General features: G+C 70.6%; 17 protein-coding genes. 10 read left to right on the forward strand and 7 right to left on the reverse strand.

Features of this window, described 5'->3' with window-relative positions; translation table 11 throughout:
- Window positions 1-45: 45 nt before the first annotated feature.
- Window positions 46-405 carry a PadR family transcriptional regulator gene (locus ACFHWS_RS09170; RefSeq protein WP_416567994.1) on the forward strand — a complete coding sequence of 120 codons (360 nt, stop codon included), beginning with the start codon at window positions 46-48 and terminating at the stop codon, window positions 403-405.
- A complete protein-coding gene (locus ACFHWS_RS09175) occupies window positions 402-2,753 on the forward strand; it encodes a hypothetical protein (protein WP_416567995.1) in 2,352 nt (783 codons plus the stop codon). Before ACFHWS_RS09170 ends, ACFHWS_RS09175 begins: the two co-directional genes overlap by 4 nt.
- A gap of 66 nt (window positions 2,754-2,819) precedes the next feature.
- Here ACFHWS_RS09175 and ACFHWS_RS09180 read toward each other — a convergent pair whose 3' ends face one another.
- Window positions 2,820-4,064: an McrC family protein gene (locus ACFHWS_RS09180; RefSeq protein WP_416567996.1), complete on the reverse strand. Its 1,245-nt coding sequence runs from the start codon at window positions 4,062-4,064 to the stop codon at window positions 2,820-2,822.
- Window positions 4,061-6,328: an McrB family protein gene (locus ACFHWS_RS09185; protein ID WP_416567997.1), complete on the reverse strand. Its 2,268-nt coding sequence runs from the start codon at window positions 6,326-6,328 to the stop codon at window positions 4,061-4,063. Before ACFHWS_RS09185 ends, ACFHWS_RS09180 begins: the two co-directional genes overlap by 4 nt.
- A 242-nt stretch (window positions 6,329-6,570) precedes the next feature.
- Between ACFHWS_RS09185 and ACFHWS_RS09190 the strand changes: the two genes are divergently transcribed.
- Genes ACFHWS_RS09190 through ACFHWS_RS09210 form a run of 5 tightly spaced genes read left to right on the forward strand, consistent with a single transcriptional unit; the run spans window position 6,571 to window position 15,401 of the window.
- Entirely contained in the window at window positions 6,571-8,193 is a 1,623-nt protein-coding gene (locus tag ACFHWS_RS09190) for a Cas10/Cmr2 second palm domain-containing protein (RefSeq protein ID WP_416567998.1), read from the forward strand.
- Complete coding sequence (locus ACFHWS_RS09195; RefSeq protein ID WP_416567999.1) at window positions 8,193-10,649, forward strand: RAMP superfamily CRISPR-associated protein; 2,457 nt, start codon at window positions 8,193-8,195, stop codon at window positions 10,647-10,649. The genes ACFHWS_RS09190 and ACFHWS_RS09195 overlap by 1 nt, the downstream gene beginning before the upstream one ends.
- Complete coding sequence (locus ACFHWS_RS09200; RefSeq protein ID WP_416568000.1) at window positions 10,646-12,379, forward strand: RAMP superfamily CRISPR-associated protein; 1,734 nt, start codon at window positions 10,646-10,648, stop codon at window positions 12,377-12,379. The genes ACFHWS_RS09195 and ACFHWS_RS09200 overlap by 4 nt, the downstream gene beginning before the upstream one ends.
- On the forward strand, window positions 12,376-12,975 hold the full coding sequence (gene csx19 / locus ACFHWS_RS09205; protein ID WP_416568001.1) for a CRISPR-associated protein Csx19: 600 nt from the start codon (window positions 12,376-12,378) through the stop codon (window positions 12,973-12,975). Before ACFHWS_RS09200 ends, csx19 begins: the two co-directional genes overlap by 4 nt.
- The gene (locus ACFHWS_RS09210) at window positions 12,972-15,401 is read left to right on the forward strand and encodes an RAMP superfamily CRISPR-associated protein (protein WP_416568002.1); all 2,430 of its coding nucleotides are present in this window, start codon (window positions 12,972-12,974) and stop codon (window positions 15,399-15,401) included. Before csx19 ends, ACFHWS_RS09210 begins: the two co-directional genes overlap by 4 nt.
- A 77-nt stretch (window positions 15,402-15,478) precedes the next feature.
- Here the strand turns inward: ACFHWS_RS09210 and ACFHWS_RS09215 are convergent, their stop codons facing one another.
- The gene (locus ACFHWS_RS09215; RefSeq protein WP_416568003.1) at window positions 15,479-17,791 is read right to left on the reverse strand and encodes a hypothetical protein; all 2,313 of its coding nucleotides are present in this window, start codon (window positions 17,789-17,791) and stop codon (window positions 15,479-15,481) included.
- 7 nt (window positions 17,792-17,798) lie between these two features.
- The gene (locus tag ACFHWS_RS09220; protein WP_416568004.1) at window positions 17,799-20,321 is read right to left on the reverse strand and encodes a hypothetical protein; all 2,523 of its coding nucleotides are present in this window, start codon (window positions 20,319-20,321) and stop codon (window positions 17,799-17,801) included.
- Window positions 20,322-20,478: 157 nt separating this feature from the next.
- On the opposite strand from ACFHWS_RS09220, the gene ACFHWS_RS09225 reads away from it, so the two are divergent.
- Complete coding sequence (locus ACFHWS_RS09225) at window positions 20,479-21,612, forward strand: SAVED domain-containing protein (RefSeq protein ID WP_416568005.1); 1,134 nt, start codon at window positions 20,479-20,481, stop codon at window positions 21,610-21,612.
- Between the two features lie 1,235 nt (window positions 21,613-22,847).
- Here ACFHWS_RS09225 and ACFHWS_RS09230 read toward each other — a convergent pair.
- From ACFHWS_RS09230 to ACFHWS_RS09240, 3 genes are all read right to left on the reverse strand, one after another.
- Entirely contained in the window at window positions 22,848-23,039 is a 192-nt protein-coding gene (locus ACFHWS_RS09230) for a hypothetical protein (protein ID WP_416568006.1), read from the reverse strand.
- Complete coding sequence (locus ACFHWS_RS09235; RefSeq protein ID WP_416568007.1) at window positions 23,036-23,284, reverse strand: hypothetical protein; 249 nt, start codon at window positions 23,282-23,284, stop codon at window positions 23,036-23,038. The genes ACFHWS_RS09230 and ACFHWS_RS09235 overlap by 4 nt, the downstream gene beginning before the upstream one ends.
- 113 nt (window positions 23,285-23,397) lie before the next feature.
- Window positions 23,398-23,679, reverse strand: coding sequence for a DivIVA domain-containing protein (locus ACFHWS_RS09240; RefSeq protein ID WP_416568008.1), 282 nt, complete (start codon window positions 23,677-23,679; stop codon window positions 23,398-23,400).
- 138 nt (window positions 23,680-23,817) lie between these two features.
- Here ACFHWS_RS09240 and ACFHWS_RS09245 point away from each other — a divergent pair, with 138 nt between their 5' ends.
- A complete protein-coding gene (locus ACFHWS_RS09245; RefSeq protein WP_233605958.1) occupies window positions 23,818-24,024 on the forward strand; it encodes a helix-turn-helix transcriptional regulator in 207 nt (68 codons plus the stop codon).
- Window positions 24,025-24,806: 782 nt separating this feature from the next.
- Window positions 24,807-25,022 (forward strand): helix-turn-helix domain-containing protein, encoded by a 216-nt coding sequence (locus ACFHWS_RS09250; protein WP_416568009.1) that lies wholly within the window; start codon window positions 24,807-24,809, stop codon window positions 25,020-25,022.
- Window positions 25,023-25,070: the final 48 nt, after the last annotated feature.

Here is a 25,070-nt window from a genome sequence, read left to right on the forward strand (position 1 = left end):
TGGCCGAGCTGGACCCCTATGTAGATGTCCGAATATGCTGCTGAAATGACGCGACCGGTCCAGATCACCACCGGGGTGGCCCGGGTGCTGGCGGCGCTGCTCGACGACCCCGGCACCGGCCGCTACGGCCTGGAGCTGATGCGGGCCACCGGGCAGCCCAGCGGCACCCTCTACCCGATCCTCAACCGGCTCCTGGCCGCCGGCTGGGTGCACGCGCAGTGGGAGCAGATCGACCCGGTGGCCGAAGGCCGCCCGGCCCGGCGCTACTACCAGCTCACCCCGGACGGCCTGGTCGCTGCCCGCACCGAGCTGGCCGCGCTCTACGCCGCACTGCGCCCGCACGCCCCCGGGCACGCCGACCCGGCCACCGGCCGACCCGGCACCGTCTCCCCCGAACCCGCGTGACCAGCATGCTGAGCCGGCTGGTCCACCGGGCGTTCGTCGTCGCGGCCCGCCGCTGGCCGCCCGCCGACCGCGACGAACTGATCCGCGAATGGCTCGCCGAGTCGTACACGCTCGGTCACGAGCCGGGAGTTCCCGTGCCGGTGCGCGCCTGGCGGCAGGTCCGGTTCGCGACCAGTCTCGCCTGTGCCAGGCGATCCTCGATCGGTGCCATCGGCACGGTCCCGGTCGACCACGTGGAGTGGACCGCCCGGCACGTCGTCGCCCTGTTCCTCGCCCCGCTGGCGGCGGCCGTCCTGGCGATCCTCGCCAACGGACCACTATGGATGGCGGCCAGCACCGGCGACCACCCGCCAGCGGCCCTGACCCTGCTGAGCCGCACCGGGCACGTCGTCGCCGGGATCGGCTGCGGCGTACTGCTCGCCGACCGGATGCGCCGACGGCGGGCAGCACCGGCCAGCCGGCCGTGGTGCGTCGCCGCGACGGTCCCGGTGCTGGCCGGGCTGGTCGTCGCCGAATCGGCCGTACGCCACCTGGCGATCGCCGTCACCGGACCGACGTTCGCTGTCGCCGTCACCGGACCGGCGGACACCGTCGTGGGAGCGGCCGTCGTCGCCGGGATGCTGATTCCGTTGACCATCCTGGTGGCGATCCTCGCCCGCCGCGCCACCCGGTGGGCGCTCGCCGCCGCCGCACCGGGCACCGTCGCCATCACACTGACCGCGACCGCAGCCGCGCTCGTCGCCGGGCCTGATGGGGCACGGACGCCGCTGCCGATCCCGCCGGGGATCATGGTCGGTGCCGTCGCGCTGTCCCTGGCGTACACGGTGCGGGTGGTCCGGCCCCGACCGCCGACGCTGCCGCGACCACGGCCTGCCCCGGCCCCACGCCTGCTGGTGGCGACTGCGGCGGTGATCGGCGGCGGACTGCTCGTCGCCTACCTGTTCACCCCGTACGCCTGGTGGGCGACGCTGCCCACTCTCGTTGTCGCGGTTGCCACCCTCGCCACGAACGCGTTCTGTTTCGCCGTGGCGCGCTGGGTGGCCGTCCGGATCCCGGCGAGCCGGCCCGACCCGATCTGGCCGGAGATCGTTCCCGGTCAGCCGGCCGTCGCACCGAATCAGGCGGCCGTACCAGCCGGTCAGCCGGAGTCCGTTCCGCTACGCCGATCCTGGCGGGAGCTCCTCGCCTGGGGCGGGGCGGCGGGCGCGGCGATCGGCTGGGCGGTGACACTCGCTTACCTGACCCCGAACATCGGGCTGCAGACGCCGTGGCCGCACACCGACGCGGTGCCGGCCGGCTGGGTCGAATGGGACACCTCGACCGGTCGGGTCTGGATGCAGGACCTGCAGATGTACGCCATCTGCTGCGTCGCGGTGTGCCTGGCGGCCGCCGCCGCGTACCGTCGCGCGTCGCTGCTGCCCGCACTGGCCAGCCCGGTCGTGCTGCTCGCCGCCACCGTCGGGGTGATCCAGTCCGGCTGGCACACCCCGGTCGCGCTGCCCTGGCTGGCCGCCGGGGCGCTACTGCTCACGATCGCGGCATGGTGGGCGACCGATCGCCTCGCCCCCACCCGTCAACGGACCCCGGAACGCGACAGGTTGCTGATCGCGCGGCTCGCCGTGCTGGCCGCGTTCCTGGTCCCGGGCATGTACGTTTACGGCGTCTTCCTCAGCGACGAGCCGTCGGTCCCGCCGGTCGCGCTCGCCGTGACCATCGGCCTGTCGACCGTACTGGCGATCGTCGCCAGTGCCGCGGTGACCGCGTCCTCGGCGCGGACGTCGATCAGGACGCTACCCGAGACAACCGCGGCGGCCTGGTCGCTCACGGTCGGTGCCGGCGTGGCGGTGTTCGGTACGGCGGTGCTCAGCGGCGACGGCACGTCGTCGCCGGTCAGCTATCCCCTGGCTGCCGTCGCGCCGGCGCTGGCCGTGCCGGCCGCCGCGCTGACCATCGCGGCAATCCGCGCTCCACGAGCACGTCGCACACCTGAGGTGGGCCGCACGCCTCGGCCTGCCGACAACGGCCGTCACAGCGTCGGTTCCTCCGGGCGCCGCCTCGCTGTCGTGCGCCGCGTCGGCGGTGGCATCGGGCTCAGCGTGGCGCTGTTGACCACTGGATACATGGCCCTGATCTGCGGCATGATCCTCGCGTTCGGGTTCGGCCAGCTGATTCCCTGGCTGGAGTACCAGCAGAGCTACGACCCGATCGGCTACCTGCCCGGCGGGGTCGCGCTCGGTCTGCTGCTGGCCTTTCTCACCCCGTACCTGGTCGAACCGTGGGGAACGTATCCGGCCCGGCCGGCGGTGCCGATGCCACGGCCGGCTCTCGCCGACTCACCGGTCTCGTGATCCACTTCGCGCTGTCGAACGGCGTCTCGGTGTGTCGCGTCGATCAGCCGAAGTGGATCAAAGCGGCTATCCGGCCGGCTCGGCGACAGCCGTGCCGAGATCTTGAGTCCGCTGACGGATCTCGGCAATCGGCGCGGACAGGTCGACCGGGTGTACATCGACCCGGATTCCCGAACCGGTCAACTGGTAGCTGCCGGACGTCGGACCGCCGGCGGCGTACACCAGGTGGCCCCGGTTCAGCCCGTACGTCGTGCAGTACGCCAGCATCTGGTAGACGTCAGCGTTCGGCGGACGGCCCGGCCCGGCGGCCTCACCGGGCTTGCCCCAAGCCGTCGACTTGTACTTGGCGTCCACCACCGCCCGGCACGACGACCCGTCCCACCAGGTGATGTCGGGTCGCAGCCGGATCCGCCGCCCGGTGTCCAGGTGCGACTGGTGCTGGGCGCGCAACCGGCCGCCGTACCGTGACTCGATGCTGTCGCGTAGCACTGCGGTGAGCCAGCTTTCGAAGACCGCGTTGAGGTCGAAGACGAAGCCGGCGCCGGCGAACGGGCCTGGCGGCTGTTCGACGCTGTTGCCAGCCAGGATCAGCCGGGCCAGCCGCAGCGCCGGCTGGTAACGGGCGGTCAGCCGGTCGACCCGGGTCACCGGCGACACTGCCCCAGCCGGCAGCGGGGTCACGTCGGCGAGCGCGGCGACGATCCGGTGCAGGGCGTGCCGGGTCACCGCCGGTACGCCGGGCAGCCGCTGCAGCCGGTGGGCAGCTGCCAGCAGGATCCGGTTCTCGGTGATGTCGACCGTGTAGTCGTCGTAGCGGACCTCCAGCGGCGGGGCGAAGCCGAGTCGACGCCGGACCTGGTCGGCCTCCCGGATCCGGCCCCGCAGCACCGGCAACGCCTCCTCACGTACCTGGTAGCCCTGCAGCACCCCGGCGGCGAACGCGGCGGAACAGGCGGCGGTGAACGCGACCGCCATGGCCGGCACCAGGTCGGTCTCCTCGGCCAGCCCGACCGGCTCGTCGCGCCAGCCACGCTGATCGTCGGCGTACCCGAGCAGCCACATCAGCCGACCGATCGGCAGCTTCGGGCGTACCCGGACCTCGATGGCCGGCTCGGATCCGGCCTGGCCCGCGCCCGACCGGCCCGCGTGGACGCGGACCACGCCGACGCGGGAGCCGGCTCGCAGCCGCAGCCGACCGTCCAGGGTGGCCGAAACCCGGACCAGGCCGGTGGCGGCCAGCGCCCTGGCCACGGCCTTCGGCACCGGGTCGTAGTCGCGGGTCTGATGTTCACACAGGCTGAGCAGCCTCACTGCGGCGCGTCCCCGGTCTCCTCGACCGGCTCCGGCGGCTCGACCGCCGTCAGGGTCGCCGCCGAGGTGCCGCCGTCGGCCAACGCCTTCCACAACACGTCCAGGCCGTACCGGGCGCGCACGTCGACGCCGTCGCCGACGTGGCGCTCCTCCAGCAGCGGCAGGATCGCGGTCTTCCAGATCCGGGCCAGACCGTCGGCGGTAGCGGCCCGTGACGTCATCAGGTACGACGGGCCGACGGCAGCGTCCCGGTCGCCGATCCGGCGGTTCAGCTCGTCGAGCAGGTCGGCCCGGTCGGCCGGCAACTGTTGGTCGTCGAGCCAGCGGCGCAGCATGTCGACCAGCGGCGGCTCGCCGGGGAACAGCGACTGGAAGTAGAACCGGCGGCGCATCGCCGCGTCGACCAGGGCGATCGACCGGTCGGCGGTGTTCATCGTGCCGATCAGGTAGACGTTCGGTGGCAGGTCGAAGTCGTCGCCGGGCGAGTACTGCAGGGCGATGTTACGGTCTCGGTATTCGAGCAGGAAGTACAGCTCACCGAAGACCTTCGCCAGGTTGGCGCGGTTGATCTCGTCGATGATCAGGATGTACGGCTGCGCCGGATCGGCGCGGGCGTCCTCGACGAGCTGCTTGAACGGGCCGGGTTCGAGGGAGAAGCCGACACCGTTGCCGTCGTCGGCCGGCCGGGGGCGGTAGCCCTCGAAAAAGTCCTCGTACGCGTACGACGGGTGGAACTGCACCAGCCGGTACGCGTTGTCGGCCTCGCCGGTGAGGAAGCGGGCGAGTTCCTGTGCCAGGTACGTCTTGCCGGTGCCGGGCGGCCCGTACAACACGATCTGTTTCTTCTCCCGCAGCAGGTCGACGGTCTCGGCCAGCCACTCCCGGTCGATGAACAGCCGTTCGGCGAGTGCAGTGGTCGGCTCCGGCAGCTCGGCCGCCAGGTCGGCCAAGTCGGCCGCGTCCTCGCCGTCGAGGTCGGCGGACCCGCCGTCGGCGTCGTCGCCCTCGCCGATGCCGGCGAGGGCGGCGAACTCGGCGGTGTGCATGCCGAGGCCTGCGACGCTGAGGTACCCGGCGAGTTTGCTGCGGGCGGCGTCGGACAGTTCGTCGCGGTCGGCCGGTACGGCCGGGTTGGCCCATCGCACGGCACGGCGCAGATTGGACAGGTCATCGGTGGACGCGACCCGGGTGACCGGGCCGGTCACCTCGCCGATGTAGAGGCCACGCCGGTCACCGGCGACAACGATGTCCCCTTCGCTCATCTGGTTGTGGAACCGGTCGAGGACACCGGCCATTATGGCCCGCTGCATCGGAGTCAGGTCCGGTGCGGCTTGCCGCAGCTGTTCGACAATCTGGGCCCTGGAGCCGGCGATCTCACCGTCGAGCCGTTCAGTGAAGCCGATGGAGCAGAATCCGTCGGCGAGCCAGTCGTCGAGCATGTTGCGGCCGTGCACCCGGGCACTGCGGACCAGCCAGCCACGTTGTCCGGTGGTGGCGGCCGCCACCGCTGACGGCAGCCAGCGGTCCGCCCATGGCGGGTGGTAGAAGTGCACCGGCTGGTCGGGTGACTCGGCGTTGAGGGTGTCACGGATCGCCACCAGGTCACGCTCGACGTCACCGGTCGGAGTGGTGAGCCGATGGGTGAAGGCGGCGACGATCAGCTTCTTGTGCTTGTTCGACGCGATGTCCGGGAAGACACCCGGGAATGCCAGGTTGAGCAGCAGGTTCCGCTGGCTGTACGCGGCGTTGATCGGCACGCCGTCGAGGATTTCGCGGAACTTCCACGGATCGTCGAGTGCGTGGCGTTGTTCATCGCGCGGCAACGCCTTCCATGCCTGGAGCACCCGGACCAGCCAGGCGATCTGCCGGTCCCGCTGAGTCAGGTAGGCCACGCCGGCTTTGACCCGCCCGTGGTCGAGCACCGCGTCGAGATCGGCCGGGATCCGCACCGGTTCCGGCAGCAGCGTCAACGCAGCCCCGATCACCTTGCGTTTGACGGTCCCGCCCAGGTCGCGGGGCAGCAGCAGATGCAGGTAGATCAGCTCGGCCATCAGCTGGATCGCGGTCGCCGGTACGCCGTCGAGCTGCCCGCGCAGCTTCCTGGTGAAGCTGCCGGTGCCGGCGTCCGGCCGCTGCACGAAATACTTCTCCAGCAGGTCGGCCGACTCAGCTGTCCAGACCGGACGACCAGGAGTAAATGCCGAGTCGTCGGCGGCAAGGCCCGCTTCGATGATCCGCCGGGCGGCGGCGTAGACGTCTACCACGGCCGTGCACGCTACGACATCGCCGAGCATTGCGGATCACCGGTGCCGGTGGCAGATGTGTCCGGTCGGGACATCGGCGTACCCGGGCGGTTGTCTGAAATCTGTCTACCGGTTTGGTGCGGCCGGCCAGTCGGGTCGGATATGTTTGCCGGCTGCCCTCGAAGCAGCGGTGGACCGGCATCCGCGGTCCGCCTGTCCGTCCGTGTCTTTAGTACAGGCACCGGAACGACAGAGGGGAACGGATGAGCAGCCAGTCTCCAGCGAGCGGCAAGAGCCGGCACTGGGTGGTGATAGAGACCGGAGCCAATCAGGCGTACGTGTTCGCCAGCAACAAACAGGCGGTGAACGTCGGGGCCAGCGAATTGATCTTCCGGAGCGGCACCGAGTGGGTGACCGAGGCGGTCAGAAAGATCAACGAGAGGTCTGGGCGGGATGCTGTCGAGATCGTGGTAGCTGCCTCCGGCAAAGCACTGCTGCTGGCCCCGAACGCCGCCGATGGGAGGGCAGTCATCAGGGCGGTGACCCGCCGGGCACTGCATCAGGCGCCAGGGCTGGAAATCTGGGGCACCGTTGACCCGAAGGCGGTCGACAACGACGCCGACCTGGCGGATGGGCTGAGCCGGGCGTACCAGTTGCAGGCGGCGTGGCGCAGCCGCCGCCCGTCGCCGCTGCTGCGGCACCCGACGCTGCCGTTCACCCGGCCCTGCCACTACTCGGGGCAGCCGTCGACCGCGTTCGGCGACGAAGGCGGCACACCGTACCCGAGGGCGGCGAAGGTCGATGCGGCATGGCGGCGACGCAACGCCGGCCGGGACCGGATGGCCGACCGGCTGGTCGACTCGGCGGTGGTCCAGGCCGACAAGTTGAACGACGGGGTCAGCAACGCCGGCTGGGTCGCGGTGATGCACGCCGACGGCAACGGCATCGGCGGCGTGTTCCGCAAGATCAGCACGACGTACAGCGGTCAGAAGTTCCTGGACCAGCTGGGGGCCTTCAGCCGGGCGCTCGACGAGGTGACGGTCACCGCCCTGCGATACGCCGTCGAGCAGGTCAACGACCGGACCGGCTGGTTGCTGCCGCTGGTCGTCGGCGGTGACGACGTGACCGTGGTGATGGACGCCCGGCCGGCGTTCGAGGTGACCGCGACCTTCGTGGAACGGTTCGCCGAGCAGGCCGCCGGCAACGAAACCATCTCGCAGGTGCTGACCGACGTGCAGCTGCCAGGGCTCACCGCCTGCGCCGGGATCGCGTACGTCAAACCGCACTACCCGTTCAGCCAGGCGTACGAGTTGGCCGAGGAACTGTGCAGTTCCGCCAAACAGATCAAGCGTATCGATCCCAGCTACGGTGCGCTGGACTTCCACGTGCTGCACGACTCGATCGGGCAGCATCTGGGACGGATCCGGGCACCGCTGACCGTGGCCGATGGCGACGAGGCCGAGTTGCGGCTGTGGCCCGGTCCGGTGGTCATCGGCGAGCCGGCGAAAGGCGGCTGGGCGGCGGCGCACGACGTCACACTGTTGCGTGAAGTGGCCAAGGAACTGGGCCGCAAGCCGAGTGAGACCGACCCGCCGGTGCTGCCCCGCAGTGCCCTGCACCGGTTGCGGCAGGCGCTACTCGCCGGCCGTACCGAAACGAACCGGGCTCGCGACCAGGTCACCGTATGGGCACCCAACAGGGAGAAGGCGGAAGCGTTCCTGCGGGAACATCTGCTGGTCGATGAACCGCCAGCGGACTCCGGCGTCACGTTCAGCCGGCTCCTCGGCGCAATCGACCTGATCGACATGGCGACCGGTACCGCTCCGCACACCGCCGCGGAACTCGACGACATCCGCGCGGCGCGGCCGTCCAGGGAGGCTGCCTGATGACCAACACCAAGTCAGCGGCGGGCAACGCCGGGCTGCGCAACGGTCAGCCATTCACCATCGACGTGGAGTTCCTCAGCGACTGGGCCTGCGGCACCGGCACCGGCCGGCACGGCGCGGTGGACCGCGAGGTGCAGCGCGACGCCGACGGGCTGCCGATGCTGCGGGGCAAGGCACTCGCGGCGGTGCTGCGTGACGCGGCGGAGACCGTCGCCGCCGGTTTGGACGAAGGCGTCACCGGCACCTGGCACGCCTGGGTGGAGGCGGTCTTCGGCAGCCAGCCCGGTGCATCGTCCCTGCAACGACTCGGCCCCGAAGCAGCTGGCGAGTCACGACCACAGCCACGCTCGATGCCGGTTCCGGCAGCGCTGCAGGCCCGGCCGCTACGCCTGCACACCGATGTACGGGAGGCGGTCGCCGCGTTCGACGACCGTGACCGCGTCCTGGCCCGAGAGGCGGCCGTATTGCTGCGCCCCGGGGTGCAAATCGACCAGTATCGGCACACCGCAGCCGACGACATGTTCCGCATCGAGGAACGGGCAGCGGTCGGGTTGACGGTGACCGCCGACTGGCAGCTGGACTTTCCGGGGCTCGACGTCGGCGACCCGGTGCCGTGGGAGGCCGAACTGCTGCTGCTTGCCGCCGCCCGGCTGGTCGACGCCGTCGGCGGCAAGCGTCGACGCGGCACCGGGCGATGCCGGGTCACCATCGCCGGTCACGGCACCGACGGCAGTGCCGGTTCCCGGCTGGCCGATCTGCTGCGAAGAATCGATCAGGCGAAGACCCCGGCCGAGGCGATGGCGACAGCTGGCACGGAAACGGCCGGTACGACGCTCGGCGCCAAGGCCAAGACTTCGCCGGAGCACCGCCACGACCTGCGGATCACCGCGCTCACTCCGTTGATGGTGGCCCGTGGCGTGCTCGGCAACCTGGTGTTGTCCGAACGGTTCGTGCCCGGTACGTCGCTGCTGCCGATGGTGGCCAACGCGCTCGGTGACCGTGCCACCGAGCTGATCACCAGCGGTCAGGTGGTGGTCACCAACGCCACCGTCGAGGTCGGCAACGAACGGTCGCTGCCGCTGCCCCGCTCCCTGCATCAGTTCAAGGATGCCGATCCCGACCGGTCGGACAAACCGCCGGTCCTGGTGAATCTGCTGAAGCCCCGTACCGACGACGGCAAACGACTGCGGACCATGGTCGGTTTCTGCGTCCGCGACACCGTCGACGGCGGCATCCGCATCGCCGAGGTGGACCTGGTGACGCAGGCACACGCCGTCATCGACGACGCATCGCAGCGGCCGACCGAGGAGTCCGGTGGCCTGTTCGTATACGAGGCGATCGCCGCCGGCACGGTGCTGCGCTGCGAACTGTGGCTCCCCGCCGACGCTCGGCTGAACACCGACCGGCTCAACGGCGAACACGCGATCGGGCGGTCCCGCAAGGACGACTACGGCCATATCAGGGTCGAGGTCATCGACCAGCCCGGTGAGCCGGTGTCGACCAGCCGCGACAAGAATCCGGCCGAGGGCGAGCTGGTCGTCTGGCTGCTGTCCGATCTGCTACTGCGCGGCCCGGCCGGTGCGCCGGTGACCAGTCCGGACCTGCTGGGCACCGTGCTCGGCGAGGCGCTGGGCGTCGACCTGACACTGCCGCCGCTGAAGCCGGGACAACCACCGGCGGAGTTCGTCACCACCCGGCGGGTCGAGTCATGGCAGCGCCGCTGGTCGATGCCGCGCCCGTCACTGGCTGGAATCGCCGCCGGCAGCGTCGTGCGGTTCCAGATGAGCGGGGTGCCCGACGACGAAGCGCTGCACCGAGTCGAGGCCGCCGGGCTCGGGGAGCGGACCGCCGAAGGCTACGGCCGGCTGGCGTTGCAGCCCTGGCTACTCGGCCAGGAGACGGTCCAGCTACCCAAACCCGACAAGAACAAGGACGGCAGCAGGGGCGGTGAGGGCACGGCCCGACGGTGGCTTCCGGATAACGTACCGGAGTTGGCGGTCGAACTGCTGCGGCGTGGCTGGCGGCGAGAACTGCACCGTACGGCAGCGGTCCGGGCAGCCGACGACGCCCTGCGCAATCTGCTCGTGCCGGGCAACGCGACCGCAGCGCAGCTGGGGATCCTGCGCACGTTGGCCGACCGGCTCACCGCCGGTGACGGCCCGGCGCAGCTGCGGGGCTGGATCGCGGCGACCCGCCGCAATCCGCCGCGCATGCAGGTGTGGGGCGAGCAGCGGCTCGATCAGCTGGCGCTGCTGGCCGGCGGCAACGAGGAGCTGTGGACGCACCTGGGTGTACGCCCGCCGGAACCCATCGCGGGCAAGCTGTACCAGCAGGCAGCCGGTTGGCTGATCACCGAGGTGGCACGGGCCGAGGTCGAACGACGCCGCAACCCGGGGACAGACGACGACCAGCAGGCCGGCCCAGAAGCCGACCGCAACGAGGAGGTGCCGGTATGAGCCGCCAGGTGGCAATCAGGTGGGAGCTGACCGGCGTCCTCGTCGCCAAGGCTGCGGTGCACATCGGTGGTCTCGACGCCGGGCCGGCACAGCTGGTCCAGGCCCGCGACGGTGCCGGCCGGCCGCTGCTGCCCGGCACCGCGCTGGCCGGGGTGATCCGCTCCGCGCTGCGCGGGGCAGGGAGCCCCGACAGTGTCCTGTGGGGCCTGCCGTCCGATGCGGACGGCGACGGCGGGCAGGCTTCCTGGGTACGGGTCGACGACGCCCCCGCGCTCGACAGCCCGCACGTCGAGGTACGCGACCACGTGTCGATTGACCGGTTCCACGGTGCGGCGGCCAAGGGGCACCTGTTCAGCCGGGAGGTGCTGGCCGCCGGCACCAGATTCGCCTTCCGCATGGTGGTCGACGCCCCCGCAGACGGCGACGCGGCAGCGGCGCAGACCCTGGTCGAAGCGGTCGCGGCCCAGCTACGCGGCCCCGGCATCAGCGTCGGCGCGGCCACCACCCGTGGGCTCGGCCTGGTCCGGCTGACGGACGCCGTACGGCGCAAATCGGATCTGGCCACCCAGGCCGGCATGCTCGCCGCGCTACGCACCGGTGGGGAGCCGGTCGGCCTGCCCCCTGCGGACCCGGATCAAGTGCCGGCCGGTGTGCTGCGGATCGTCGTGCCGTGGCGACCGCACGGTCCTCTGGCGGTGCAGGTCAGCTCGGACGGGGACGTGGTCAGCGCGTTTCCGTTGACCGGCCGCGACGGGGCCGGTATCCACTTGGAGTTGCCGGGCAGCTCGATCAAAGGTGTGCTGCGCAGTCACGCCGAGCGGATCACCCGTACGGTGACCGGCAAGTCCGCGCCCGAGGACTTCCTGGACCAGATGCGGGCCGACGGGCTCGACTCGGTGGCGGCCCTGTTCGGCACCGCCGCCGCCCGCGACAGCAGGGACCGGGATCAACCGACTGGTCGGCGCGGCGCGTTGCAGGTGGCCACCTGTACCAGCGAGGCCACCTTGCCGGCGGCTCAGTGGAACGCGGTGCGCCTGCTGCAGCAACGCCTCGGTGACGGTGCGGGTGGTGGTGTCGAGATCGGCAAGAAGCCCGACAACAGACGATCGAGAAGAAGAAGGGAGAAGGATAAACCGCAGGCGGCCGGCGACACCGCGAACACGGCCGGCAAGGATGGCACCGAACGCGAAGCAGACGTGCACCGGGTCGCGTTGGGCCGACTGCAGCTCGCCGTTGACGAGCTGAACCGTGGCGTCAAGGACATCAAGTTCATGATCGCGCACCACGTGGCGGTGGACCGGTGGACCGGCGGCGCTGCGGACGCGCTGCTGTTCGCCACCTTGGAGCCGCACGCCACTGGCGACAAGGCGTGGCAGCCGATCACCCTCGACCTGCGGGTCAACGAACTCGGGCCGGCTCCGTCGAAGCCGGACCCCGGATCCGAGCAGGACGGGCGGTGTGCCCCGCCAGAACAGCTTGCCGCGCTGGCGTTGCTACTGCTGGTGCTGCGGGACCTGTGCGACGGCTGGCTCGGCTTCGGCCACGGCACCACCCGTGGTGCCGGTGGCGTACGGGTCGACGCCGACAAGGTCCGCTTCACTGCCGGCTCGATGACCGGCTGGTTCAGCTGCCTCGACGGCCGGTCGCTGGCCCAGGTGCTGGCCGACCAGGAGCTGACGGCGTCGCTGACCACCGCCTGGCTGGCCACGACTGAAGGAGCACCGGCATGAACAGGGTCATCCGTACCGTTCGTCCGGTCGACGCGGGCCCGGCCGGCGCGGCGCTGGCTGCGTTCGCCGCCGGCACGTCGGGAGTGGGTTTCTGCTACCGGCCGGCGGATGTCCGCTGGTTCCGGTTCGCCTCCGACGGGGTGGCCAGGAGCGATGACGGGTCGGCGCTCGACCTGACCGGTGTGTTCGAGCTCCGGGCGTTCACCGGTGAGGCCGAGTTGCGCTGGTTGCATGACGGCGGCGGGACGGGCACCGCTCACTGGATCGGCGAGTCCGACACCGACCGCAGCCGGCCAGGCCTGCCGTGGCGGCTGCAGGACAAGCCGTACGAGCGGCTGCTGTGGGGCGCCGTGGTCGGCGAACGCAACGACCACGGCTGGGTGACGCTGCACGACGGACGGATCGGCACGCTGCCGGTGCCGGTCGACGGGCCGGCACCGGAAGGCTCCCTGGTGTGGCTGCAGGCGGTCGAATACGCCGAGAACGACAAGCACGGCAACGTGGCCGTCGTGGATGAACGCCTGGTCGGGCTGGTGGCCCGACCGTTTCCGACGCCGAAGGACTCGAAGCCGAAGGACAAGGGGGCCGCACGATGACGATCGCACAGGTGCCAAGCGAGGCACCCGAGCCGTTGCCGCTCGGCAACGGGTTCCTCAACCCGTACGCCTTCGTCTCGATCCCGGACCGGGCCGAGCTGCCGGAGCCGCTGTCGGACTGCGGGTTGGACAGCAAGTTGGCGGGCAAGCCGGTCGGCCACGACCGTTACCACGCCGACCGGTGGACGGGGACGATAGGCGTCACCGTCACCACCCGTACCCCGATGTTGATCCCCGACCATGGGCGACGTGCGGCCGCCAGCACGAACGCCGATGAGCCGCTGGAGGTGCGGGTGGACCACAAGGGCCGTCCGATGCTGGCCGGGTCGGCGGTCAAAGGCGCGCTGCGCTCGGCGTACGAGATGATCACAAACTCGCGGTTCGGCGTGTTCCAGCAGGACAGGCAGCTGGCTATCCGGTCGACTGTTGACGAGAGCCTCGCCGACCTGCGACCGGCGGTGGTGCTGGAGGTCGGCGACGACACCGCCACCCTGCAGGTGGTCGAGTCCCTCATGCCGCACCATCTGCAGGGCAAGAAGCTGGAGCGGCCGGTGCAGACGGCGGTGTGGTCGAAGATGACGCTGCGATGCGGGTGCACCGGCGGCTGCAGTGGCAAGATCGGGCACGGCACGGACGGCGGCGAGGATCCGCCGCGCAGCCCCGAGTTGGAGGCGTGGATCTACTTCGCCGCGCTGGGCAAGTTTCCGCTGTGGCGGGTCGCAGCCGTCGCCGAGCCGGGCAAGTTGTGCGACAAGTCGACGGCGCGACAACGGCGGAGCGAGGACATCGAGCGTGAGAAGAAGCGCACCCGCGGGCTGACGATCGATGCGCAACATGACCTGGTCAAGGTTCGGGGACGGCTGCACCGCACCGGCAGCACCTTCCCGGCCGGCGGTGAACGGAAACGCTACGAGCGTTTCGTGGTCACCCAGGTGTTCGAAGGCCCCGTCGATGCGAAGCTGACCAGGGTCACCGTCGACAAGCAACTGCTCGACGGCTGGCAGGCCACGATCGACTCGTACCACCAGGCGCATCACCGGGAGAAGGACACGAACACCCGCTACGGCCAGTACGTGTGGCAGCCGCAGCGGTGGCGACAGCTGAGACCACACGACACCCTCTACGTCAGGATCGAGGAGGTCGACTCGGCGAAGGGCCGCACGATCCAGGCCAACCGCCTCTTCCCGGCGATGGTCGGCCGGGTGCCGTTTGCCGGCACGCCGGAGCAGAGCCTGCCGGAGGCACACCGTCCAGCGAACAATCACTCGGAGCTGTCGCCGGCCGACCGGGTGTTCGGCTGGGTGGGGCAGAAGGGCCGCCGAGGTGACGAAGGCCCCGCTTACCGTGGTCATCTGCGGGTGCTGCCGCCGCACGAGTCGCAGGCACCGGATCCGAGCAGCGTGCAGCGGATCGGCGGAGGGCTGCAGTTGGTCGCACTCAACTCCCCCAAGCCGTCACAGTTTCGCTTCTACCTGGGCGACCGCGACGGAAAACCGCTCAACGGAGTGGCGAAGGACGCCGACGAGGGCTACCCGGCCGAGCCGGGCCGGCGCCGCTTGCGCGGGCGCAAGGTCTATCTGACCCACGCGGAGGTGCTCTACGGCCAGCACTCCCCCGCGTACTGGAATCCGCCGGCTGCCGACGGCACCGGCCCGCTGAAGCCGGACCTCGTGCACGTCAAAGCCGGCCCGCGCTACCGCGAGTACGCCCGGACGCCGGTCCGCGACGGTGACAAGGACAACGTGGACGTCATCACGTCGGTGTCGCAGTGGGTGAAGCAGAGCACGAAGTTCCGGCTGACGCTGCAGGTCGACAACCTCACCGACACCGAACTCGGCGCGCTGCTGTGGCTGCTGTGGCTGCCCGAAGGCGCCTGCCTCAAGCTCGGGCTGGGCAAGCCGCTCGGGTTCGGCGCGGTGCGGGCCGAGGTGAACTGGGACGACACCAGGCTGTTCCATGGCGACCGGCTGCGGGACCGCTACCGACTGTTGTCGCGCTCGCCGGAGCCGGTCGAAGTGTCGGCCGTCCGGCAGCTGATCGACGACTACGACGCACTACTGCGTGAACATCTCCCAACAGTACGGACGGAGTTCCTGAACGCCGCCTACGGTTTCCTCAACGCCCCGGTGCACTACCCCCGGGCGGCGGACACCGACAAGGAGCACACGCCGCCGCAGCCAGGCCAGCCGTCGACGCCACGCAACACCACCTACGACTGGTGGGTGACCAACGACGCCATCGGCGAGAAGGACAACCGGCCGAAGGACCGACGGCTGGCGTTGGGTGAGCTGTCCAATCCGGCGAACCTCGTCCTGCCGTACCACCCGATGAAAAAGGAACGCAACGCTGGCGGCAAGGGTGGCGGTAACGGGGGCAACGGCAAGAACGGCGGTGGCGGTGGAAAGAACGGCGGTGGAAAGAAGTAACGCTGCGCGCCGGTGAGCCGGCCGGGCTCCGGTGGAGGTCCCGCTACCGGAGCCCGGCAGCCGGCCTGGCGGACGGGTCAGGTGTCGCGCAGTCGGCGTACGTCGTCGCGTAGCTCGGCGAGCACGTCGGCCAGCCGGGGGCCGCTGCCGAGTCGGTCACCGAACGCGGCACGGGCGGCGTTGGCCATCGCGGTGAGCAGCCCGCTGACGGTGTGCTGCGCTCCCCCGGTGTGCTCCAGGATCAGGTCGCCGAGGGCGCGGGCGTCGAACGGCCCGTGCCCATGGGTGACCGGCAACTGGTTGCGGGTGTCGAACATCCAAGTCAGCTCGTTGCGGATCTTCGTCTTGGTCTGTGCGTGGTTGTCCGCTGAGCGTTCGGCGCAGGCGCATGCGCCGATGATCGCCCGCATCCCGGTTGCCGGGTCCTTGTCGACGCCGGGCAGCGCGGCCCACACCTCGATCCGTTCGGCGACCATCCGGACGGCGCGGTCCTCGGCGTCCACGGTGGTCACTGGCCAGCCCTTTGACTCGCCGGCATGGCGCAACGCGTCCGACAGACACTGCGCTTTGTTGCGCAACTGTTTGCTGGTGGCGAGGGTGCCGAGCAGCCGGGCGGCGGTGTCGAGTTCGGCGACGTCCAGGGCGTGGCTGGCCGCGCTGAGGATGGCCAGGTCGGTGCCGAAGCGCAGCGGCAGCCGGTGGGTGCCGGCGGCGAGCACATTCTGGGTCTTGGTGACGAGTTGGCGCAGGAACAGCGGGATTCCCCGTACGGCGGCGGTCTGTTGCCCGGCGGCGAGCAGGGTCAGCACATGCTCCTTCGGCCCGGTCGGGATCAGCACGATCGCCCCGGTGTCCGGGCCGACGTGTTGGCGCAGCAGCTCGACCGCGGCCTGCTCGGTGAACGCGGCCGGGTCGTCGGGGTCGAGCCCGACGGCAGCGACCGAAGCGGTGACGACGGTGTGTCCAGCGGCGCGCAGCTGCTCGCCGACCCGCTGCGCGTGGGTGAACGTACCGGAGGCGGTGCCGAGGATGATCATTTTCACCGGTACCTCGACCGGACCGCCGAGGTAGGTCTGGACGTCTTTCTCGATCCGCCGCCACCGGTTCTGTCGGACAGCATCGGCGATCTCCTTGATGACGTAGTCACCGCCTTTGCGGTCCGGCCAGCCGAGGATGGTGAGGTAGCAGACGGTGTCGCCGGGCACCAGGGGCAGCGGCCCGAGTCCGGACGGGGCGGGCAGGTCGGCCGCCGGGGCGGTGTCGTGTTCGGCGAGGTGCCGGCGCAGGGCGTCGAGCATCGCCGGCTGCGGCGGCGCGAGTTCGTGGGAGCTGTCCTTGCCCATCTCGTTGAGCTGCCGCACGATCGGCGAGAGGAGCCACTCGCCGCTGGCCGTGCGCTTCGCGTCGAGCACGGCGGAGTCCTGACGCTCCCGGTCGATCGTGCCTATCAGCTTGCCGAGGGTGGCGATCCGTCGCCCGTTGCGCTGCTGCGCCCAGTGGAGCAGGTCGAGCGTGCTGCCGTCGTTTTCCCGCAGCTCCTGGTAGCGGTGGACGATGTAGGCGCGGACGGTGAAGCCGCTGCTGCCGTCGCCGCGCATCAACGCGGCGGCCATCACGGCCCGCATCCGGTCGGCGTTCGGCACGACGTACGCCTGCCCGAAGTGATCAGCCTCAGCGTCCACGACCCGCCGCTGCTCAACGGTCAGGCTCAGCTGACCCGCGTCGGCGAGAGCCCGCAGCAGGTCGTGGTACCGCCAGCGACGCAGCAACGGCACCACCGGATCGACCGGCAACCCGGCCGTCGGGTCGTAGACGGCGTGCCGGGGCGCCACGGTCGGCCCGATCCGGATCAACGACCACGGCAGGCCGGACGTGATCACCGCGTCGAGCGCGCCGAGGATGACCTGGGTGGAGCCGCTGCCCCATACCGTGTAGACCCGACCCGCAGTGGAGTCGGCGCGGCTGCGCAGGAAGCGGGTGACACCGCACGCGATGTCGGGTTCGGTGACGCTCACGCCGTGGACGATGGTGACGGCGGTGACCGGTACGCCGTACAGGTCGGGTTGGCGGTTGAGGGCGTGCGCGATGACGTCGGCGATCGGCGCGACGACCGGGGTGCACAGGAGCACCAGGTGGATGGTGGTGGCGCCGGTATCGGCCGGCAGAGCGCTGAGTGCGGCGGCGAGCGGCGCGACCTGGCCGGTGGTCTGCTCGGGGGTGCGTAGCAGCAGGATCTGCCGGGTTCGGGGGTCGTCGTCGGGCCGCTGTTCGAGCCGGGCGAGGAGCTCACCGGCGTCGGCCTGCCCGGCCGACAGGCGGGCGCGGCCCGCCGGTGCGCCGAGGTCGGAGTTTCCGACGGCGTGGAGCAGGTAGGTGACGTGTCGGGTCACGTTCGTCCTATTCGGGTCGGGTGTCGACGATGGTGCCGAGCCTGTTGCCGCCCTGGCCGGGCAGTCCGGGTCGGCCCGCCTGGCCGGCGCGTTCGGCGCGCCAGGCCAGCTCGGTGTGTTCGGTGTCGCGCAGCCGGCGTACGTCGGCGCGCAGCTCGGCGAGCAGGTCGGCGAGTCGGGGGCCGGTGCCGGGGCGGTCGCCGAAGGTGGTGCGGGCGGCGGCGGCCATCGCGGTGAGCAGCCCGCTGACGGTGCGCTGCGCTCCCCCGGTGCGCTCCAGGATCAGCGGCTCCAGGTTGAGTGGCTCCGGGGCGAGTGGCTCCGGGTTCAGCGACTCCGGGGTGTCGCCGTCGGCGCGGCTGTGGCCGTGGGTGATCGGCAGTCGGTTGCGGATCTCGTACAGCGGTCGCAGCACCTGCCGCCGGGTGGCTTCCTTGAGCCGGTTGGCGTCGATGGAGTGTTCGGTGCTGGCGCAGGCGCCGATGATGGCGCGCATGCCGGTGGCGGCGTCCCGGTCGACGTCGGGCAGCGCGGCCCACACGTCGATCCGTTCGCCGATCATCCGGAAGGTGCAGTCCTCGGTGGTGGTGACGCCGGCCTGCACCGGCACCGGCCAGCGGCGCAGCCGCCGGGTGGCGCAGCGCAGCGCGTCGGACAGGCTGACCGCGCGGGCGCTCAGCGGCTGTCCGGTGGCGAGGGTGCCGAGCAGGCGGGCGGCGGTGTCGAGTTCGGCGACGTCGAGGGCGTGGCTGGCGGCGGCGAGGATGGCCAGGTCGGTGCCGAAGCGCAGCGGCAGCCGGTGGGTGCCGGCGTCGAGCACGCTCCGGTCGCGGGTGACGAGCTGCCGTAGGAACAGCGGAATTCCCCGTACGGCGGCAGCCTGCTGCCCGGCGGCGAGCAGGGTCAGCACATGCTCCTTCGGCCCGGTCGGGATCAGCACGATCGCCCCGGTGTCCGGACCGACGTGTTGGCGCAGCAGCTCGGCGGCGGCCGGTTCGGTGAACGCGGCCGGGTCGTCGGCGGCGACGCCGAGGTCGGCGATCGGGGCGGCGACGGCGGTGTGCCCGGCGGCCCGCAGCCGGTCGGCGGCCTGGCGGGCGTGCGGGTAGGTGCCGGCGGCGGTGCCGAGGATCAACGCCTTGACCGGCACCGGCTGGCCGGCCGGCACCCCGAGGTAGGTGCGGACCGCCGGGTCGAGGTCGTCGCGCCGGTCGGGGTCGGCGGCGGCCTGGACGATCTGTTCGACGATGTACGGGCTGCCGTCGCGCGACGGGTTGCCGACGACGCTGAGGTACCAGACGGTGTCGCCGGGCACCAGGGGCAGCGGCCCGAGCCCGGCCGGCGCGTCATCACCGACTGCCGGCACGCCACCGCCACCGCCACCGGTGGCGGTCGGGGTTCTGTCGTGTTGGCGCAGGTGTCGGCGCAGCGCGTCGAGCATCGGCGGGTCCGGCGGTTTGAGTTCGTGGGCGCTGGCTTTGCCCATCTCGTTGAGCTGGTGGACGATCTGCGAGGCGAGCCACCGGCCGCTGGGCGCGGCTTTCGCCGCCCGTACCGCCGGGTCTGCGTGCCCGGCGCGTTGCTCGCGGATGACCCGCAGCATCGCCCCGAGGGTGACCGGGGTTCGTTTGGCGTGCTCTTCGGCCCAGGTGAGCAGGTCCAGCGGGGAGCCGTCGGCGGCGCGTAGTTCGTGGTAGCGCTGGGCGACGTAGGCGCGGACGGTGAAGCCGCTGCTGCCGTCGCCGCGCATCAACGCGGCGGCCATCACGGCCCGCATCCGGTCGGCGTTCGGAGCGACGTACGCCTGCCCGAAGTGATCAGCTTCGGCGTCGACGACCCGCCGCTGCTCGGCCGTCAGACTGAGCTGACCCGCGTCGGCGAGAGCCCGCAGCAGGTCGTGGTAACGCCAGCGACGCAGCAACGGCACCACCGGGTCGACCGGCAATCCGGCCGTCGGGTCGTAGACGGCGTGCCGGGGCGCCACGGTCGGCCCGATCCGGATCAACGACCACGGCAGCCCGGACGTGATCACCGCGTCGAGCGCGCCGAGGACGGTCTGGGTGGAGCCGCTGCCCCAGACGACGTACGCCCGGTCGGTGCGCGGGTCGGCGTGGGTGTCGAGGGTGCGGGTGACGCCGGCGGCGATGTCGGTCTCGTCAAGGCTGTCGCCGTGCATGACGGTGACGGCGGCGATGGTGCCGCCGTACAGGTCGGGCAGGTGGCGGACGGCGCGGTCGATCGCGGCGGCGATGGCGGCGACCCGGGCGGTGGTCACGAGGATCAGGTGTACGGCGGTGCCGGCGGTGTCGGGGTCGGCGTGCAGGGCGGCGAGGGCGGCGGCCAGCGGCGCGGTGTCGCCGGTGGTCTGCGCTGGGGTGCGTAGCAGCAGGATCCGCCGGGTCTGGTCATCGTCGTCGGGCCGCTCGTCGAGCAGCCGCAGCAGGTCGGTGGCGCCGGCGCTGTCGGGTGGGGGTACGCCGAGGTCGGCGTGCCCGACGGCGTGCAGCACGAAGGAAACGCGAGGGGACACGGCCCGTCCAATCGAGGGGGTGGTCGGGGGGATGGTGCCGAGCCGATCAACGTTACTCAGTGGATTTGTCACGGGGCAGGCGGTGTCGGGTATCCGATGGCAGCCTTGCCCCGGCGACGGGTTCCACAGTGGCGCGGCCGGCGTCGATGATGGCACGGTGACGGACGATCGCTGGGACGGCCCGGGGTTGACGGTGTTCGGCTCGGCCACCGGTGGCGGCCGGGCGGGCCGGGCCGGCCGGGTCGGCGGCGGGTCGGGCGGTGACCGGGGCGGCTGGGCGGGCGGGCTGCGGGCGGCGTTGTCGGACGGGACGGCGGCGGTGGCGGTCGGCGGCGCGCTGGCCGGCGGGTTCGGTGTCGAGGCGGCCAAGTCGGTGATGGTCGGTGAGGCGGCCGGCCGGTGGTGGTTCGTGGTGGGCTGCCTGGCCGGGGTGGCGCTGCTGGTGGCCGGGTTCGGGCTGCGGGAGCGGGCGTACCGGCAGGTGCAGGTGGGGATCGTGGTGACCGCGCGCGACGTCGGGCGCGGGCTGGCCAGGGCCCGGCAGTACGAGCAGCAGGCCGAGGAGTTCAGCCGGTCGACGTGTGCGGTGACGGTGGCGACGGCGGTCACCTTGTCCGGCGATCCGGCGGTGGACAAGTCTCGGGTCGAGGAGTTGGCGGATGAGACGTTCAACGCGTTGATGCTGGCGCAGCGGCTGACGCCGGAGGCGACCCGGGTCAATCTGATCCCGACGATGCCGCTGCATCTGGCGTTCTGGTTCGGGGCCCGGCTGGGTCACACCCATTCGCGTGAGGTGCGGGTCCACGCCGTCCGCCAGGCCGACGGGTCTCCCCCGTATTTCGCGGCGACGGCGTTGCGGGCCACCGAGTCGGCGGCGACTCCGCTGTCGGCGAGCCTGGAGATCGTGGCGGGCGGAGATCCGTCGCGGGCGGCGCTCGCGCTGGATCTGCAAGGCTTCGGGCGCCAGTTCGCCGATCCGGTACGGGAGACCTGCCGACAACACGGCATCGGTCACCTGTTGGTGCTGCGCAGCGCGGGTTCGTTGCTGGCCGAGGACGCGGCCACCTATACCGGGGTGGTGGAGCAGGCCCGCCGGGAGTGGCTGGCCGCCGCGTTGCCGAGTGCGGCCCGCACCGGCCGGTACGCGGTGTTCCTCAGCGGCTCGGTGGCGATCTCGTTGGCGTTGGGTGCCCGCCTGGCGGCACCGGATCCGGGGCGGTGGACGGTCTTTTCGTTCGACCGGGACACCCACTCGTACCAACCGTTTCCCTTGCCGGAGCCGACCCGGTGAGCCACAATTTCCACATCGGCCCTGTCGACGACTACCGGACGGGAGGTGAGACAGCCACGCCGAGCCCAGCGGCCTCCATCGAGGACGGACAGCACATCGATGTACGCAAGATTAGGTGCTGGAGTTGCGGCGAAATGTCGATTACGGCGACCTCCGACACGCCCGGGATCCGGGGTAGGTTGGCGGAAAGATCCCAAAGCGCGCCCGAGCTGCGAAAACTGGCCCCACAAAGATCATCTAAGCCGGCATCAAGATCACGATGATCATGAGGTTGCCCTCGGAGCACCATGTTTGCCCAGCTCAGACCGCCCGACATTTCGGACACGGTCCCCGGACACACGAAACCGCGCCGGATTGAAACTGCTGAAAAAAGCATGAAAGCCGCTAACAGTGTTAGTGTCCCCGGACACACGAAACCGCGCCGGATTGAAACCGTGAACACACGGCGAGTACGGGAGTCGCTCATCGGGTCCCCGGACACACGAAACCGCGCCGGATTGAAACCCTGCGGCCCCTTTGGTCCTATCGGCCCAGGCTTAGGTCCCCGGACACACGAAAACCGCGCCGGATTGAAACATCAGCCAGAACCCAGCCCAACCCTTAATAAAGTCCCCGGACACACGAAACCGCGCCGGATTGAAACATCGCGCCGATGAGCGTGAGAACGCCGGACACGAGCGCGGGTCCCCGGACACACGAAAACCGCGCCGGATTGAAACGATGGCCATACTCGGCCCGGTTCCGATGGTCTGGTCCGGTACCCGAACACCCAAACCGCACCGAATTGAATCCGGCCCAATACGTCAGGAACCAGATACTCAGTCGAAGACCAGAATTGGGTGTCAGCGCGGCGGTGGAGTGGTGGTCAGCTCGCCGCACTTGGGGCACCAGCGGCTCTTGACTCTGAACGAGAACAGGCCAGCCAGGAAGCCGAGCGACGCGGCGCTCGTCAACGCGCAGATGTCCATGATTCCCTGCCTTCTCTACGGATGAGGATGGTGGGGTCGGGTCGGTGGTTGCCGCCACCGGCCCGACCCCCGAGGTCCGCCGGGTCGCCCAAGCGGAACGGAGGGCCGGAGCGCGCCCAGCCGTACGACGCCCGTCGGCGTAGGTGTCGGGCACCAGTGACCGGCCATGGAGCCCGGGGCACCGTACGACGTAACCGCCCGAGCCAGTTCCGGCCGCCTGGCCCACACGGACGACGGAACGCCCGGCCAGAAATTGGCCCGATTCGGTCACTCCCGGCAGTAGTACGACTCGTACTCGTACAGCGCCGTTCGGCCCTCCCCGCGGTCGCGCTCGGAGAGGGTCAGCAGCTTCACGGAGACCATGACGTGCTGCCCCGTCCCGCCGGAACCCGCGTCACACCACACCTCCACCGTGTCCGTCTTCGGCAGCTCACGCGGGCCGATCACCAAGATCGTCACGACGTACGCCCTCCGCTCGAACCGGTGGGATCGAACCGGGCGAGCACGGCGGCCCGCTCCCGGCGAGACAGTTCCGGTGTGTGCGCCCAACCGGACAGCAGACGTTCGGCGCTGGGCCGGTCGATGGCCTCGAACGCTCGGAGCGCGTTCTCCGCCCGGTCGATGACAGGGCTCTTGCCGGGCGGGTAGAGCGCCATCAGCCGGGCGGGTGCGAGTTCGCCCGGTGGGGCGGGGAAACTGTTCATCGGGTCGGACCTCCTGTGTCCGATCAAGGCCCCGGGTTGGCGTGTCCGCGCCGCTCGGGGCCGCCTTGTCTGGCCAGGGGTGGGTACGTGGATCGTCCAGCGAACTCCGGGGCTCACCACCGACCCCCGTTCCGGGCTTGCGGACCGGGCTCCGGATCACCCGATGCCGGCGGCGGGTCGTCGAACCGGCAGCCGATGTGCCGCTGCCGCCACTGCCGCAGTCCTTCCCGGAGCCGTTCGGATTCGGTCCGAGCGGCATCGCTCTGTCGGACCAGCCGATCCAGCTCGTCGGCGAGAAGCCCCAGATAGACGTACACCTCGTCGGGGTCCAGCCCACGCCACCGCGACCCGAACCGGACCGCCCTGATCTGGTGCGGTTCGAACTGGTGCCTCATGCCCTCGGACACTGCGCGACCCCGATCCCCGCGTCTCCCGATCCCTGCTGGCACAGGCGAATCATGAGCCACACTTGCAGGAGTAGTCAATAGGGTAGTCCCGATTGGGTAGACCCGAAGATGCCTACCGTTCGGCTCATGACCGGAGGACCGGGCGAGTTGATGGGTCCGTACGAGATCGCCGAGTACCTCGGCGTGTCTCGGCAGCGGTTCCAACAGATCGCTCGCCGACCCGGCTTTCCAAAGCCCTACCAGGAGCTACGCGGCATGAAGGTGTACCTCGCCGCCGAGATCACCGAGTGGGCGAAGCACAACCGGCCGCCGCGCCCGGACGCCGACGAGTAGCCTTCTCCGCCCTCCGAATCGGCAGCGCGGACCCGGCCGGCTCGGGCGATGCACTGATCTACGCCCTTCCATGTACGTCGTAACCTGTCGGCGGCGCGCGCCGGCAGGTCACACGCTCGGCACTCGGCCAACCGGCTCGGCATGTGCTCAGCAACGGTCTCCCGCGCCTGGGCCAGCACATCCGCGTCCGGCCGGTTCCGCATCGACGCCGCCACCGCATCCAAGGGCGTCCCCTGCGGATCACCGTCAGGTGCCGCCGCCACCCCACGAGCGGCCAGCAACCGGAAACGCGGATCACGCCCGATGTCCGTCTGCCCCGGCGTCCGTCGCGGCAACGGCGGCCGGTCCGGCGTCGGACCCGCATTGACCATGCGCTGTCGGGTCCGCTGGTACCTGTTGTCGGGAACCTGGTTCCTGTTCAAGCTTCTCTCCTTCACGGGAAGGACCGTCGGGAATCTCGTTCGGACGGAGAAGTGCGAGTCGACCGAGACTGCGAAGCGGTACGGCCGGCGGTTGCGTTTCGTGCCTTCGAGATCAGTCACGGACGGCCGGACCGGGAGGACAACCGGAGGACTCCATCTGGTCTGGCTGCGACTACAGAAACTAGACAGCACCAACTCCATCGCCTGTAACCCCACGATGGGGCTCTCACTACGGGGGGTCACCCAATATCACGAGAAGCGATTTAGTGCATCGATCGCCTTGATCACATTTCGAGGAGTCGCGTGGATCCGTCGACATCGCCTCGTGGGCTACCTCGCCGCCTACTCGGTGACCGGCGCGTGGTGGAAGCTCTCGCAACCCGTACCTTCAGCACCGTCTTCGGCGCGGCGAAGGCAGCAGGGCTCAGCTTCAACGCCATCGCCGCCGCCACCGGTCTGAAGGCCGAGCGGGTCAGCCTGATCGCACGAGGCGAGGGCCGTGTCACCGGCATCGATACCATCGAACGTATCGCCGATGGCCTCCGCATCCCCGGTGCCATGCTCAATGCTGCGTAGCTTAAGTTGATCTTGGGGTGTGGCCTGCGGTTGTGTGGCTGCTGTCGG

It is taken from the genome of Micromonospora sp. LOL_013 (assembly GCF_048060315.1).
Lineage (GTDB): Bacteria > Actinomycetota > Actinomycetes > Mycobacteriales > Micromonosporaceae > Micromonospora_E.

Coding starts and splice junctions, on each gene's coding strand:
- ACFHWS_RS09235 (WP_416568007.1), bottom strand. CDS start 23,284: ATGAACAGTTTCCCCGCCCCACCGGGCGAACTCGCACCCGCCCGGCTG.
- csx19 (WP_416568001.1), top strand. CDS start 12,376: ATGAACAGGGTCATCCGTACCGTTCGTCCGGTCGACGCGGGCCCGGCC.
- ACFHWS_RS09245 (WP_233605958.1), top strand. CDS start 23,818: ATGACCGGAGGACCGGGCGAGTTGATGGGTCCGTACGAGATCGCCGAG.
- ACFHWS_RS09200 (WP_416568000.1), top strand. CDS start 10,646: ATGAGCCGCCAGGTGGCAATCAGGTGGGAGCTGACCGGCGTCCTCGTC.
- ACFHWS_RS09190 (WP_416567998.1), top strand. CDS start 6,571: ATGAGCAGCCAGTCTCCAGCGAGCGGCAAGAGCCGGCACTGGGTGGTG.
- ACFHWS_RS09210 (WP_416568002.1), top strand. CDS start 12,972: ATGACGATCGCACAGGTGCCAAGCGAGGCACCCGAGCCGTTGCCGCTC.
- ACFHWS_RS09240 (WP_416568008.1), bottom strand. CDS start 23,679: ATGAGGCACCAGTTCGAACCGCACCAGATCAGGGCGGTCCGGTTCGGG.
- ACFHWS_RS09170 (WP_416567994.1), top strand. CDS start 46: ATGACGCGACCGGTCCAGATCACCACCGGGGTGGCCCGGGTGCTGGCG.
- ACFHWS_RS09195 (WP_416567999.1), top strand. CDS start 8,193: ATGACCAACACCAAGTCAGCGGCGGGCAACGCCGGGCTGCGCAACGGT.